This is a genomic window from Sphingobacterium suaedae (genome assembly GCF_042684625.1).
Classification (GTDB): Bacteria; Bacteroidota; Bacteroidia; order Sphingobacteriales; family Sphingobacteriaceae; genus Sphingobacterium; species Sphingobacterium suaedae.
Map to the genome: position 1 here is coordinate 460,934 of NZ_JBHULR010000001.1, position 14,053 is coordinate 474,986.

General features: G+C 44.9%; 13 protein-coding genes. 12 read left to right on the top strand and 1 reads right to left on the bottom strand.

The window, feature by feature from the left end; translation table 11 throughout:
• The first annotated feature begins 650 nt into the window (after positions 1 to 650).
• From ACFSR5_RS01975 to ACFSR5_RS02000, 6 genes are all read left to right on the top strand, one after another.
• On the top strand, positions 651 to 1,529 hold the full coding sequence (locus ACFSR5_RS01975; RefSeq protein WP_380900165.1) for a DUF3347 domain-containing protein: 879 nt from the start codon (positions 651 to 653) through the stop codon (positions 1,527 to 1,529).
• A 120-nt stretch (positions 1,530 to 1,649) separates the two neighbouring features.
• Positions 1,650 to 3,779, top strand: coding sequence for a heavy metal translocating P-type ATPase (locus ACFSR5_RS01980; RefSeq protein WP_380900167.1), 2,130 nt, complete (start codon positions 1,650 to 1,652; stop codon positions 3,777 to 3,779).
• Positions 3,776 to 4,444, top strand: coding sequence for a DUF3347 domain-containing protein (locus tag ACFSR5_RS01985; protein WP_380900169.1), 669 nt, complete (start codon positions 3,776 to 3,778; stop codon positions 4,442 to 4,444). Before ACFSR5_RS01980 ends, ACFSR5_RS01985 begins: the two co-directional genes overlap by 4 nt.
• Positions 4,445 to 4,501: 57 nt before the next feature.
• The gene (locus tag ACFSR5_RS01990; protein WP_380900171.1) at positions 4,502 to 4,957 is read left to right on the top strand and encodes a heme-binding domain-containing protein; all 456 of its coding nucleotides are present in this window, start codon (positions 4,502 to 4,504) and stop codon (positions 4,955 to 4,957) included.
• Positions 4,958 to 4,969: 12 nt separating this feature from the next.
• Positions 4,970 to 7,243 (top strand): multicopper oxidase family protein, encoded by a 2,274-nt coding sequence (locus tag ACFSR5_RS01995; protein ID WP_380900173.1) that lies wholly within the window; start codon positions 4,970 to 4,972, stop codon positions 7,241 to 7,243.
• Positions 7,244 to 7,774: 531 nt separating this feature from the next.
• The gene (locus ACFSR5_RS02000; protein WP_380900175.1) at positions 7,775 to 8,173 is read left to right on the top strand and encodes a hypothetical protein; all 399 of its coding nucleotides are present in this window, start codon (positions 7,775 to 7,777) and stop codon (positions 8,171 to 8,173) included.
• A gap of 64 nt (positions 8,174 to 8,237) precedes the next feature.
• On the opposite strand, the gene ACFSR5_RS02005 is transcribed toward ACFSR5_RS02000, so the two are convergent.
• A complete protein-coding gene (locus ACFSR5_RS02005; protein ID WP_380900177.1) occupies positions 8,238 to 9,107 on the bottom strand; it encodes a helix-turn-helix domain-containing protein in 870 nt (289 codons plus the stop codon).
• Positions 9,108 to 9,480: 373 nt separating this feature from the next.
• Here ACFSR5_RS02005 and ACFSR5_RS02010 point away from each other — a divergent pair, with 373 nt between their 5' ends.
• The 6 genes from ACFSR5_RS02010 (at position 9,481) to ACFSR5_RS02035 (ending at position 13,962) form a co-directional block, all read left to right on the top strand.
• Complete coding sequence (locus tag ACFSR5_RS02010) at positions 9,481 to 10,998, top strand: SulP family inorganic anion transporter (RefSeq protein ID WP_380900179.1); 1,518 nt, start codon at positions 9,481 to 9,483, stop codon at positions 10,996 to 10,998.
• 99 nt (positions 10,999 to 11,097) lie between these two features.
• A complete protein-coding gene (locus ACFSR5_RS02015; RefSeq protein ID WP_380900181.1) occupies positions 11,098 to 11,646 on the top strand; it encodes an RNA polymerase sigma factor in 549 nt (182 codons plus the stop codon).
• Positions 11,647 to 11,660: 14 nt separating this feature from the next.
• A complete protein-coding gene (locus tag ACFSR5_RS02020) occupies positions 11,661 to 11,981 on the top strand; it encodes a hypothetical protein (RefSeq protein WP_380900183.1) in 321 nt (106 codons plus the stop codon).
• 170 nt (positions 11,982 to 12,151) lie between these two features.
• Complete coding sequence (locus ACFSR5_RS02025) at positions 12,152 to 12,445, top strand: hypothetical protein (RefSeq protein WP_380900185.1); 294 nt, start codon at positions 12,152 to 12,154, stop codon at positions 12,443 to 12,445.
• 29 nt (positions 12,446 to 12,474) lie between these two features.
• Complete coding sequence (locus tag ACFSR5_RS02030; protein ID WP_380900187.1) at positions 12,475 to 12,942, top strand: Hsp20/alpha crystallin family protein; 468 nt, start codon at positions 12,475 to 12,477, stop codon at positions 12,940 to 12,942.
• A 309-nt stretch (positions 12,943 to 13,251) separates the two neighbouring features.
• Positions 13,252 to 13,962 carry a DUF4198 domain-containing protein gene (locus ACFSR5_RS02035; RefSeq protein WP_380900189.1) on the top strand — a complete coding sequence of 237 codons (711 nt, stop codon included), beginning with the start codon at positions 13,252 to 13,254 and terminating at the stop codon, positions 13,960 to 13,962.
• Positions 13,963 to 14,053: the final 91 nt, after the last annotated feature.

Below are 14,053 nucleotides of genomic sequence, written 5' to 3' on the forward strand. Positions count from 1 at the left end.
TAAGAGAGTGCATAATTCAATTTCCTTTTGGATTGAATGCCTAAGGGGTCATTATAGGACGTACTTGATGAGCAAAAAATGAAAATAACAGAAAAAAACTAAACTTATTTGTAACTTTGGTATGTTGAAAAATTTGAACACATATATAATCATGTTAACATTATTTTGTTTGGGCTTTCTTTTGATGCCCCATCCAAGTAATGCCTGTTCAAAAAAAACGACAAAAACGGAACAATCATCGTGCGCTAAGAAAAACAGGAAAGATTCCAAAGGAAAAGATTGTTGTAAAACCAAATCCTGTAAGAAAAATAAAGAGGCTAAGGATCATTGTAGTGACAATTGTCAGGATAAAAGCTGTACAAACAATAGCCCTTCATCTTCGCTCGCATTACCCTCGCACCTAGAGACGCATAGAAACTATTTCGCAGAAATAAAAAAACAACCATTTGTTTTCGAACAAATCCATTATTCTTCAGGATACCTATCCATTTGGTTACCGCCTAAAATAGGCTAAACCTATGGCATGATAGCCATAGGTGTGCTCAAACCAAAAGCTTTTCGGCTTTTGTAATTCCTCTTATTTGTATTAATTAATAAATTGTAGAACAGAAATCAGGTTTTTAATACCCTATTTCTAAGAATGTACTAGTATGAAATCATTTTCAAAAGTAGTGATGGTAATCGCCGTATTACTATACTCCATAAACAGTTTCGCACAAATCAAGAATGCGAAAACAGCATCCATAAAGGTTTATGGAAATTGCGGAATGTGTAAAACCACGATTGAAAAAGCAGGTAACGAAAAAAAGACAGCCAGTGTGGAATGGAACAAAGATACCAAAATGGTTATGCTCACGTATGACAGCAGTAAAACAAATCAAGATGAAATCTTGAAACGTATCGCTTTGGCTGGTTATGACAGCGAGAAATTCCGTGCGCCGGATGACGTATATGCAAAACTTGCTGAATGCTGCCAGTATGATAGACCTTTGAAGACGGTTGCTAAAAACAAAGAGACAGGAAGGAATGGAAGTGCCGGACACCACCAGCACAGCCCTAACGAAACGACAGCATCTCAGCAGGAAGCAACCCAAAGCCAAACACAGTTAACAGCTGTTTTTAACAACTACTTTTCAGTGAAAGATGCTTTTATAAAAAGCGATGGAACGACTGCATCCGCCAAAGCCGCTGATCTGGTTGCGTCCATTAAAGCGGTCGACATGAATAAGCTATCGACCCAGGAACATACAGTCTGGATGAATGTCATGCAGAAATTGTCCGCCAATGCGGAAAACATTTCAATAGCAAAAGATGTGGCCAAACAAAGGGAGGCCTTTGCGGTATTGTCGGAAGGTATCTACGAACTAGCTAAAGTTTCCAAGCAAGATGGCCCTATGTATTACCAGCATTGCCCTATGTACAATGGCGGTAAAGGCGCAAACTGGCTAAGCAAGGAGAATGCGGTTAAAAATCCGTACTACGGAGCGCAGATGCTTACCTGCGGCAGTACGGTCGAAACCATCAAATAATCGATCTGGAAGCTATGGTACTCTACGACAACATGGTGCAATTCTCTTTGGTACCTATGCCAAAGAGACTACCCATGAGACGGTAAAAATAAGTACAACATAACGTTAAAAACCCTTGTTATGAAAAAATACACATGTCCCATGCACCCACAGGTGCTAAAAGACGAACCAGGGAAATGCCCGCTCTGCGGCATGACATTGGTTCCTATTGATGGCGGATCGGTTTCTCGTGCGCATACATCCGGACATGAGAAATCTGGTCATTCTCAACAAGGCCATGCTAAGGATGACTTTAACAAGCATGAGGGTCATCATACAGGCGACTTCCTTACGCGGTTTTGGCTAAGTCTCTTCGTGACAATCCCTATCCTGCTCCTGTCACACATGATACAGCAATGGTTGGGTTTTAGTATAACCTTCCCCGGCGACAACTATGTATTGCTCGTATTGGGTACGCTGATTTATAGCTATGGAGGCTTTCCCTTTCTGAGGGGAATGATGGGAGAGATGAAAGCTAAAGCTGTAGGCATGATGACACTTGTTGCCATCGCTATATCTGTGGCGTATATCTATTCGGTTGCCGTTGTTTTCGGCTTGCAGGGTATGGACTTTTTTTGGGAACTGGCAACCCTTATTGACATCATGCTGTTAGGGCACTGGTTAGAAATGCGCTCCCAAATGGCGGCCTCGCGTGCATTGCAGTCGCTGGTTGCTTTGCTGCCGAACGATGTTACTGTCGAGCGCAGTGGAGAAGTTGTCAAAATAAAACTCGAAGACCTGCGAAACGGTGAAACGGTAATCATAAAACCGGGAGAAAAAATACCCGCCGATGGAATAGTCCTCGAGGGGCTTTCGTATATCAACGAAAGCATGCTTACCGGAGAAAGTGTTCCAGTAAAAAAGGACAAGGATGGTAAGGTCATCGCAGGTTCTATCAATGGCGATGGAGCATTGAAAGTTAAGGTAACGGCGGTTGGGAAAGATAGTTATCTGAACAGGGTAATCAATCTTGTGCAGGAGGCACAGACTACCAAGTCCAATACACAAAACCTTGCGGACAAAGTAGCCAAATGGCTCACCTTTATAGCCATTGCCGTTGGCATAAGCACATTCGTTTATTGGTTTGCTAGCAGTGGAGATATAGCTTTTGCTCTTGAACGAATGGTGACGGTCATGGTAACTGCTTGCCCGCACGCATTGGGCGTAGCCATCCCGTTGGTGGTCGCCGTTTCCACAACGCTATCGGCGACCAATGGTCTGCTCATCCGCAACCGGACAGCATTCGAAACAACCCGAAAACTATCCACTGTTATTTTTGATAAAACAGGGACGCTCACCAAAGGCGCTCATGTAGTGGAAAAGGTTATTCCACTAACAGACGAATATAATGCCGATGAGGTTATCCAGTATGCTGCTGCAGTGCAGCAAAACTCAGAGCACCATATTGCAAAAGGTATTATGGCTACATTGAAAGCAAAGGGCCTCACATTATGGAAGTCTGAAAACTTTAGCTATATGCAGGGCATCGGTGTAAAAGGGGTTGTAAAGGGTAAAAATGTGGTAGCTGGCGGTCCGAATTATTTTACCGAAAACCATCGTGCATTGCCGGAAATTCCAGCCGAAATTAATCAGCATGCTGAAACGGTAAATTTCATTTTCATCGATGATCGGGTGATTGGCCTCATTACGTTGGCAGACAGTATTCGTGAAGGGTCGGGACAAGCAATAGAAGAACTAAAAAAAATAGGCATCAAGTCATTTCTCCTCACTGGGGATAACGACAAGATTGCCGCTGCGGTTGCCGGAAAATTGGGCATGGAGGGATACTTAGCAAATGTGCTCCCCCATAACAAGCAGGAGAAAGTAAAGGAGTTGCAGGACAGAGGCGAAGTTGTGGCCATGACAGGAGATGGCGTAAACGATGCACCAGCACTGGCACAGGCAGATGTGGGGATTGCCGTAGGTTCCGGTACGGACGTGGCCGCCGAAACAGCGGATATCATATTAGTGGACAGCGACCCGCGCGATGTGGTCAAATTGATTGACTTCGGCAAACTTACCTACAAAAAGATGGTACAGAACCTGATATGGGCGGTTGGCTACAACATAGCGGCAATACCGCTTGCGGCAGGTGTACTCTATCCAAGTTTTATTTTAAGTCCCGCTATGGGCGCTGTGCTAATGAGCGTAAGCACCATCGTTGTGGCTATTAACGCAAGTTTTTTAAAAATCAAAAATAAATCAAAATGAAAAATATAACAGTATCCATGATCGCCGTGATCATGGTATCTATAGCAGTATCATGCAATCAGGCCTCCAACAAAAACCAGCGGTCTTCAAACGATACTGCTGCTGTTTCGGCAGAAGGGTTGTCAACTCTGGCAAGAGAAAAGGACAGCGTAGCTGTACCCACGGTGAACGAGACCTCCAGCGGTTCGGATGCAAAAGCAGAGAAAAAAGAAACCCAAAACTTCTCTATTGCGCCCATAGTTGCGGATTATTTATCGCTAAAAAATGCGCTCGTTTCAGACGATGATAAAGCCGCTGCTTCTGCAGCGAAAAAGCTACTGGCTACATGGAATAAGATAGACATGAAAGCTATTCCTACCGATAAGCAAAACGAATACATAGAGATAGCAGATGATGCTAAAGAGCAGGCCGAACATATCGGGGAAAATGCGGGCAATATGGAACATCAACGGGAACATTTAGTAGCACTAAGCGAAGATTTAAAAGATCTGATCAATTTGTTCGGTTCATCACAAACATTGTATCAGGATCATTGCCCAATGTTCGATGACGGCAAGGGAGCTGTTTGGTTCAGCGAAAGTAAGGAAATTAAAAATCCATACTATGGCTCCAAGATGATGAATTGTGGTAAAGTGGAAAAAACAATCCATAACAACATCAGGTAGCCTGATGACGGCAACTATTAAAAACAGTCGGTAGCGTTAAGTAAAGCAACAAAGGATATGTCCTTAAAAAGTAAAATCATAGGAGGGGTGGCTGTCATCTTAATCGGCTTACAGTTTTTTCAGCCGTCACCTAACCAGTCGGATGAAGTGTCCGTCATCCATATCGAAAGGATGTACGCGGTCCCCCCAAAGGTAAAGGCGATTCTTGTCCGATCCTGTTACGACTGTCATAGTGCCAGTACCAACTATCCGTGGTACAGCCGTATCCAGCCCGTTGCATGGTACATAGCGGAGCATATTAAAAAAGGTAAAGCGACGCTCAACTTTAGCAACTTTGGCGAATATTCTCCCCGGAGGCAACGCAATAAGTTTAGGGCAATGACGGCACAGGTTAAGGACGGGGAGATGCCCTTGACTTCATATACGCGAATGCATCGCCATGCAGTTTTATCCAAAGCGGATAAGCAGGTTTTGATAACCTGGTTTGGTACAATGGAAGATAGCATAAAATAAAATTTTCTAATAATGAATAGCTATAAAAAAATACCCAAAAGAATACTGCAAACAGTGGTCATACTGCTTTGCACCCAAACGGTGCTTGCACAGAAAGTAGTTCATTACGAGTTGTACGTAAAAGATACGCTTGTGAACTATGCCGGCAAGCAAAAACGGGCGATTGCTGTAAATGGGCAAATCCCTATGCCAACGCTTACGTTTACCGAGGGCGACACCGCCGAGATTGTGGTACACAATCAATTAGACGAAAGTACATCATTACACTGGCATGGCGTGTTCCTACCCAATAAAGAAGACGGCGTGCCCTGGCTCACTCAGAAACCAATTGCACCGGGTACGACCTATACCTACCGCTTTCCGATTATTCAGCATGGTACACACTGGTATCATTCCCACTCCGGGTTGCAGGAACAGATCGGAATGTACGGAAGTTTTATTATGAACAAAAAAGAGGATGATAAAGCCTTTAGAAAAGGTATTGATGATCTACCGACAGTCCCCATCGTATTAAGTGAGTGGACAAACCTTAATCCGGATAACATCAACCGTATGTTACACAATGCCAATGATTGGGCCGCCATTAAGAAAGGTGCTACACAATCGTATGCCGAAGCTATTAAAGAGGGAAAGTTTGGCGTGAAGGTAACCAATGAGTGGAAACGGATGTTGGCTATGGATGTCAGCGATGTTTATTATGATAAGATACTGATGAATGGCAGCCATTCCTCTGACCTGAAAACAATCGATGGCAAAAGGCTAAAAGCAGGCGACAAAGTTAGGTTACGTGTGTCCAATGGCGGTGCTTCTTCTTATTTCTGGTTACGATATGCCGGAGGGAAAATAACCGTAGTGGCCAATGATGGAAATGACGTCGTGCCTGTAGAGGTGGATAGATTGATTATTGCAGTTTCTGAAACGTATGATATTGTAGTGACCATTCCCGAGGATGGCCTGGCCTATGAGTTTTTAGCGACAACAGAGGACAGAACACAATCGGCAAGTTACTTTATCGGTAACGGGGTCAAGCAGCTTATTTCTCCGCTTCCCCGACTGAAGTATTTCGAGGGGATGAAGATGATGAACGATATGATGAAAATGAATGGCGATCTTGACGATATGGGGATGAAAATGAGCCTGAACCAAATGGACATGAACGTAGTCATGTATCCGGAAATTACAGGAGAGAGGGGCAAAGGTGTGGATCATAGTCAACACGGTGAGATGGCAATGGACGACAACACCAATAAGTATAATGCTAACGCGTTGGCCGATATCAAAACCCTAAACTACGCGATGTTAGCATCTCCTCACAACACCTCGCTGCCTAAAAATGCACCCGTAAAGGAACTGAAATTTACGCTAACCGGGAACATGAACCGGTACGTCTGGAGTATGGACAATCGTATCCTATCGGAAACCGATAAAATTCCGGTTAATAAGGGGGAAATTTTACGTATCACGATCTTTAACAATTCGATGATGAGACACCCTATGCACCTTCATGGTTTTGACTTCAGGGTTATCAATGGACAGGGTGAAAAATCACCGCTCAAAAATGTACTGGATATCATGCCGATGGAAACAGATACGATAGAATTTTTAGCAAATGAGGAAGGGGATTGGTTCTTTCACTGCCACATTCTTTATCACATGATGGCGGGCATGAACCGCGTATTTGAGGTGGGGGATTACAACAATCCTTATCTGCCAGATAAAGCTGGGGCATATAAAGAATTGCAAAAAGAAAGCAATATGCCGCATTTTATGATTCAGAATGATTTCGCGACCAATGGTAACGATGGAGAAGCTATGCTCATGAATGCGCGCTATCAATTAGGAACAGAATGGCGTTTAGGTTATAATAGCATGCATGGTTACGAAGTGGAAACCCATCTGGGAAGATATATTGGTAAAATGCAATGGTTCATGCCGTTTGTGGGATTTGATTGGCGATACCGTAAAATGGGAGAAGATGAACATGAAACGAATATCTTTGGGCAAACCAACAAGAAAGATAGCCGTAGAGCTGTAAGTTTAGGCTTCATGTATACATTACCGCTATTGATTAATTTTCAAGCAGAAGTCTATCACGATGGTATAGTACGTTTATCACTTATGCGGGAGGATATCCCGATCTCAAAAAGGCTTAGGGGCGGTTTTATGGCCAACACCGATTTGGAATATATGGCAGACTTGAGTTACATCCTCAACAAAAACGTCGGAATCAGAACGCATTATGACAGCGATATGGGATGGGGAATTGGGCTGCGACTGAATTACTAATACATAAACCGGGCAGCATAGCGGGGCGGAATAAAAAGATATCCGCCCTTTAAAAACGTGACCCAAAAATCCCGAAAATAGCAAAAAGCGCAGAACACAAGCGCAACACAAGGAGGAAACAACTTCAACACAAGAACAACACTGTCTAAGCACTGTCTAAACCCTGTCTAAGAACAAGAAAAACACAAGAAAAGCACAAGACTGACACAAGAAAAATAGTCTTTTTTTCGGGAAAACCAGCTGTTAACCACACGACGTCTACCTCCCGCTCCCTCGACGTTCCGGACCAGCCCGCTGTCCCTACGCATCAAAAAAACGCGGCACAAAGACCACGCCATCCGTTACAATCGCACCGTAGCATCCTCCGTATTTTTTCGAAAATCACCGAATTCGTTCGAATCCTTTCGCGCAACCACCGCACCCTTGTTTTTTTTTATGCCACGACGCAATTTTGATCTGTCCATGCAGCATAAAGGGCGACCGCTGACCGACAGAAAACATAGTTTATAACCTTTAAAAAAAAGCAGAAAAATGGCAAAATCAAGAGAAAATATCGTCATGCAGGGTGCCCGTGGTATCACCGGCAGAATACTTGTATTTCGGCAGCGGGGAGATCAAACCGTGATTGCCCGCCGTCCCCGGCGTAAAGACGCAAAAGCACCGTCCGATAAGCAAGTGGAGGTGCAGAACAAATTTGTGGATGCTTCCATGTATGCCCGCACAGCGATCGCAGATCCCGTGCTCAAAGCTGCATACGAAGCGAAGGCAACGATCAATCTATCCGTTTTCACATGGTATTTAAAGATTTCTTCAATGCACCGGCTAGAAGAGCGTCTGGCGCAGCATATAGGCGGCGCCGGTGCCAAACGGCTATTCCTGCCTGTCGCTGAATTTGTGGATTACACCACCAGTAGGTTCTTCGTCACATGAACCGATATAGTATGCCGCTAACAATACGAACCGGCGAAGGACCGGAATAGCAAGCGAGCAGGTACTAGGCATCTGCAAGAACCAACGAATTTTCTCTCCATTGCTTCGGGCTATACCCCGTATGTTCTTTCACATAGTCGGAAAAAGCAGCTACCGACGAAAACTCCAGCGTGTAACTGATCTCTTTTACGGAAAGGGGCGAGCCACATAACAGCCGTTTCGCCTCCAGAACGACCCATTTATTGATCAATTGTTTCGCTGTTTCACTATAGACGTCTTTGCACAGGATATTTAAATAGTTCGGTGTTATGGCCAGTTTATCCGCATAAAAACTCACTTTTTTTTCGGTATGAAAATGCTCGTCCAACAGCTGGTTAAATTGTTGAATAACGGGCTTAACCGGTCCAAGCTGAGCCTCCAAAAGGACCTTATCTTTAATTAAATAATCGATCAGCCGTATAATTAACCCCGCCCGTAGACTAACTATATCCCACTTGATGTTTTTATTCGAAAGTTCAGCGGCAATACGTTTTAGATCACTTTCTAATTCATCAAAATGTTCCCGTGTGATATCAAGTACCGCATGTTCGTTTAATTGGAGTTTTAAGAAATCAACTTCGAACAAATATTTGTCCACAAAATATTTGCTGATAATCAATTTGTGCCCCCGGGCCCGCGCTCCACTGCTCCACGAATGAATTTGTCCGGGGAAGGATATATGCACCTGAAGGTCTTTCTCTTCATATTTTACAAAGTCAATGGCATGCCATCCACTATTGCGCTCAAAGAAAATAAAGACATATGCGTCCGGAGAACGAAAATTTTCTATTTCACTGGATCCCGCGATACGATAATACGCGATATGCTGTGCTATATTCGCTTCTGCCTCTAGATCTTTTTCGATATACGGTATATCTTCCCTCTGCATTTCCATACGACGTGGTTCATTTCGGTGCCTATTGCTTGCATAAAAATAACAAATTACACGACAATAATGTACGAATATTTAACCAGCCGCATCATGTTAACAACGAAAAGATTCCATATGCATATGTCCATATCTTATTGTTCACGGCGCAAAAAGGCATAGATCCAATCCCAATAAAATTAAACACATGTCAATGGCAGATGGACACATTGGAGTAGACGTTACGTAGATGCCCTGTGGCTCCGGAAACAGGTACGCTATGCTGAAAAACGTAGTTGATCAACTGATCGAAGCGCACATAACGCCGACCAACACAAGCTGTATTTTAGCGCGAAAATAAGTACCTTTGGCGCCGACAGATTCCTAGTAACGTATAGATATGAAAAACGCATCCACTTGGCAACTACCACCGTTTAATATAAAAAATGAAATACTGGCCGGACTCACCGTAGCCATGACGATGATTCCCGAATCGCTATCCTTTGCGATATTGGCTGGATTGTCTCCATTGACGGGATTGTATGCCGCTTTTCTCATGGGCCTCGTAACAGCTGTGCTCGGAGGAAGACCCGGTATGGTATCGGGTGGAGCGGGAGCCACGGTGGTCGTCCTGATCGCATTGGCGGCGACACATGGTGTGCAGTACCTCTTTGCTGCGGTCATCTTGGGCGGTGTCTTGCAGCTGTTGGTCGGCGCTTTTAAGCTGGGAAAATTTGTGCGCCTGATCCCCCAACCGGTTATGTATGGGTTTTTGAACGGATTGGCGATTATCATATTTATGGCACAGGTGCAGCAGTTTAAGGCTGCCGACGGGTGGATGAGCGGGCCGGCACTGTATACGATGCTCGGACTTACGGCGCTCACCGTCGCAATTGTACTGCTCTTTCCGCGGTTAACGAAAGCCATTCCGGCGTCTTTGGTCGCGATATTGATCGTCTTTGGATTAGTCGTGGCATTTGGCATGGATACCAAAAAGGTGATCGATATCGCCTCCGTTAGCGGATCATTGCCTACTTTCCATATACCGACGGTGCCGCTGACCTGGGAAACGTGCACGATCATTTTTCCCTATGCCCTCGTAATGGCCGGAGTTGGACTGATTGAGTCTTTGCTCACCCTGAATATGGTGGATGAAATCACCAACAGCAAAGGAAACGCAAATCGGGAGGCCTTGGCACAAGGTACTGCGAATGTCGTCAATGGATTTTTTGGAGGCATGGGCGGGTGCGCGATGGTCGCGCAGACATTGGTCAACCTGAATGCAGGCGCGCGCACACGGCTGTCGGCTATTATAGGTGCCTTCGCTATTTTGTTGGTGATTTTAGTGGGGGCGCCGTTTATCGAACAGATTCCCATGGCCGCACTCGTCGGCGTCATGATGATGGTGGCTATCGGAACATTCCAGTGGGTCAGCCTGCGTATTATCCGGAAGTTTCCGAAGTCGGATATCATCGTTGGCATAACGGTGGCTGCCATCACCGTGATCCTCCACAATTTAGCGTTGGCGGTATTAGTTGGCGTGGTGATTTCGGCTTTAGTTTTTGCTTGGGACAATGCGAAGCGCATCCGCGCCCGGAAGTTCGTGGACGAGAACGGTAAGAAACACTACGAGATCTATGGTCCCCTATTCTTTGGGTCGACGACGGCATTTCTGGAAAAGTTTGATATAGAAGATGATCCACACGACGTCGTGATCGACTTTAAGGAGAGCCGTGTTGTGGATATGTCGGCCATCGACGCCCTGCAGAAAATTACGGAGCGGTATGCCCGGATCAATAAGCGGGTGGTGCTGCGGCACCTGAGCACCGACTGTCGGTCGCTGTTAGACAATGCTAAAGGTGTAGTTGAGGTCAACATGGAAGAAGACCCGACGTATAGGGTAATGCCAAAAGGCTAAATTGACGCAAACACGCCCTTGTCAGGTTTTTTTACTAATTTAAAGTAAAATAAACGGATCATCGTCTTTCTCGGTATGGTGATTGAATATCGTAATGAAATGACTGACAAAAATGCTACGTCCTTCACGGATCTTGTTAAGACATACAGCAGCCAGCTCCTGCGTTTTATTAAGGGACGTGTAAAGAAGACGGAAGATGCAGAAGATATCATGCAGGATGTATGGTATCAGTTCAGCCGTTTAACCAATATCGATGAGCTCGAAAATGTAGGTGCATGGCTCTATTCCGTGACACGGAACAAGATCACGGATAGCTATCGTAAAAAGCGAGATGAGCCGTTCGGCGATTTGTATAGCGAAAGCGATGACGAGGTGTTGCCCATCCGGCAACTGTTAGTAGCCGACGATACAAATAATCCGGAACTGAAGTTGTTTAAAGATATTTTTTGGGATGAGCTCATGAAAGCATTGGACGAACTTCCCGAAAAACAACGCCGGGTATTTATTCTCAACGAATTGGAGGATCATACCCTGCAGGAAATTGCGGATATGGACAACGAGAAACTAAAAACAATCATCAGCCGCAAAGGGTATGCGGTCAAACACCTTCGGGTACGCCTGCGCAGTTTATACGAGGACTTAAAATAGGAAAGGAGCGAAAAATGGATTGGACCACACGAAGAAAGAGGAAAGGCAAATTTATCGTTGTTTTTTTTGCCGTGATCATCGGCATATTGCTGTTGGTAGCATTGCTGCACTACCTTTGGAATTTGTTGATTCCTGAAATTTTTGGCTTCAAAGCCATCACGTATTGGCAAGCCTTCGGTTTATTTATCCTCAGTAAGATTCTCTTCGGGGGAGGCTTCGGTAAACCACGCGGCCGCTTCCGGCGTCGATTTCCTAAGGAAGGGTGTTTTACAACAGAAGACAAAGAACGGCTCAAAGCCGAGTGGCGACGCCGATTTGAAGATCGGTGCCGTTAACGCACGACTGCCGGTAATATACAGCAACAAAAAAGGAAGAATCTCGGTTCTTCCTTTTTTTTGTTCAAGTACATGGGATTCATCTTTTGTTAAAGAGTGTAGAGTATTTTTCGTCAGATCCCGTCTACTACTACAAAGGCCTTTAACATACGAATTTAAAAAAAAGAAAGATGAAAAATAAAATGCGATTTATACTGCCCCGACTGATAGGATGGACACTTATAGTGGGCTTGGCTACGTGGATAATAGGTGTCCTCTTTAAACTCCTGCTGCTGTTTACCTTCGCGGCTGCTATTGGCACCTGGGCTGCGGCCCGCATACGCCGCCGTAAGGCGCAGCACCTGCAGGAGGGAGCAAATCCTTTCGTACACCAAGCTGTGTATAGACGGTCAGCCATCAACCCGGTCGTACCTGTTCCTGTCAAATCTGTGAACAGCAACCTTTCCATTATCCCTATTCACTAATTCTAGAACACAATTAAATAAAAAATACGATGTTTAAGCACAATCAATATTCCAGACCATACGACATGCACAACGGATTTTGCGGCAATCGGTTCCGCGAGAAATTTGAAAAATTTCAACAGCATTTTTTTGATGGAGGAGCCCGATTTGCAAAGGGCGGACATCCTAGATACCGCAACGAAGTGCCGGTGAACATTATAGAGCATGCATCATTTTTTGAACTTAAAGTGTACGCCGCCGGCCGAAAAAAAGAAAATTTTCATGTAACAATTGATCAGGACTTGCTCACGGTCTCTTATACACTGCCAGAAGACGTTAAAGAGGATACGTTCGTATATCAAGAATTTGCAGCGGAAGCATTCGAACGCTCGTTTCAGGTGCAAGACCATGTGAAGAAAGACGCTGTTCATGCCAGCTTTGAAGACGGCATCCTTACCGTGGTCTTACCTAAAGATCCCGATAAAAATAAACCAGCTCAAGACGTGCGCGTAGACTAGTCGGATGGCCAAAACATGCAAGAGACACCTTACCCAGGGTGTCTCTTTGTTTTTGACCCATGCTGGTTCCGCGCGTCGATAACCATGATCCATACGCCCCATAGCGCTCCTTTTTTTCCTAAATTCTAAAGTATTAATACCAAATGCTAAAGTTATGACTGCTTTTTCCTGTTACTTTTGCGATAGTTTAATTATACTAATTCTAAATAATGAACTGATCCGACGCCATACGTCTATAAACGGGACGGTGGCAGGCTGGACGAAGGGTGAAAATAGAAACAAATTTATAGAATCGATATTTTATTGCACATGAAATCAACGTACTACTTCTTCTTATGTATGATCGCGTTATTAGGCGGTCAACACGCGGCTCAAGCGCATGCCATCTGGTTAGAAAGTGATGCTTTTGGCACAAAAGGTAAAGCACAGCAGGTCCGGGTTTACTACGGCGAATATGCTACCGGCGAAATGGAAAAAACGGCAGACTGGTACTCAGACCTGCGCAGTATAGAGGTGTATGTATTGAAACCGGATCAATCTGCCGTAAAATTGACGTTGGAAGATAAAGGGGATTATTTCGAGAGCACATTCACACCGGAAGCTGATGGAAACTACCTCCTCTATACGACACACCCTGCTAAAGATCTCGGTGGGCAGATGCGGTATGAATTTACATCGCAGATTGCCGTACAGGTAGGGGGGGCATCTGAACTAGCGGCTGGAAAGCTGCCTTACCAACTGATGGCGCCTGTGAAGAAACACCGTGCCGGCGGCCAGGTAACATTGGTTTTAACGAAAGACGGACAGCCTGTAAAAGATCAGGATGTACTGGTCATGACCTCGGCTGGATGGTCTAAAACCTATAAGACCGACGCGCAGGGACAGATTCAGGTAGAAGCATTGTGGCCCGGCAACTATGTCGCAGAATATAGCCACGTGGAAAAAGTGGGTGGTTCTTGGCATGGGAAAGAATACACATCGGCATGGCAAGGTCTAACAACGAGTTTTAAGGTCAACTAATAATAGGGAACGACGGCGGATCATAGTTACAACGTGTATGGGCCGCTGTAGGTATGCGGTATAGGCGGGGATCGCCGGTAGGTGGTTCCCG

What these genes read in the sequence shown, in the direction of transcription:
- ACFSR5_RS02005 (WP_380900177.1), bottom strand. Translation starts at nt 9,107, where the DNA reads ATGGAAATGCAGAGGGAAGATATACCGTATATCGAAAAAGATCTAGAG.
- ACFSR5_RS01990 (WP_380900171.1), top strand. Translation starts at nt 4,502, where the DNA reads ATGTCCTTAAAAAGTAAAATCATAGGAGGGGTGGCTGTCATCTTAATC.
- ACFSR5_RS01980 (WP_380900167.1), top strand. Translation starts at nt 1,650, where the DNA reads ATGAAAAAATACACATGTCCCATGCACCCACAGGTGCTAAAAGACGAA.
- ACFSR5_RS02025 (WP_380900185.1), top strand. Translation starts at nt 12,152, where the DNA reads ATGAAAAATAAAATGCGATTTATACTGCCCCGACTGATAGGATGGACA.
- ACFSR5_RS01985 (WP_380900169.1), top strand. Translation starts at nt 3,776, where the DNA reads ATGAAAAATATAACAGTATCCATGATCGCCGTGATCATGGTATCTATA.
- ACFSR5_RS02015 (WP_380900181.1), top strand. Translation starts at nt 11,098, where the DNA reads ATGACTGACAAAAATGCTACGTCCTTCACGGATCTTGTTAAGACATAC.
- ACFSR5_RS02000 (WP_380900175.1), top strand. Translation starts at nt 7,775, where the DNA reads ATGGCAAAATCAAGAGAAAATATCGTCATGCAGGGTGCCCGTGGTATC.
- ACFSR5_RS01995 (WP_380900173.1), top strand. Translation starts at nt 4,970, where the DNA reads ATGAATAGCTATAAAAAAATACCCAAAAGAATACTGCAAACAGTGGTC.
- ACFSR5_RS02030 (WP_380900187.1), top strand. Translation starts at nt 12,475, where the DNA reads ATGTTTAAGCACAATCAATATTCCAGACCATACGACATGCACAACGGA.
- ACFSR5_RS02020 (WP_380900183.1), top strand. Translation starts at nt 11,661, where the DNA reads ATGGATTGGACCACACGAAGAAAGAGGAAAGGCAAATTTATCGTTGTT.
- ACFSR5_RS01975 (WP_380900165.1), top strand. Translation starts at nt 651, where the DNA reads ATGAAATCATTTTCAAAAGTAGTGATGGTAATCGCCGTATTACTATAC.
- ACFSR5_RS02010 (WP_380900179.1), top strand. Translation starts at nt 9,481, where the DNA reads ATGAAAAACGCATCCACTTGGCAACTACCACCGTTTAATATAAAAAAT.
- ACFSR5_RS02035 (WP_380900189.1), top strand. Translation starts at nt 13,252, where the DNA reads ATGAAATCAACGTACTACTTCTTCTTATGTATGATCGCGTTATTAGGC.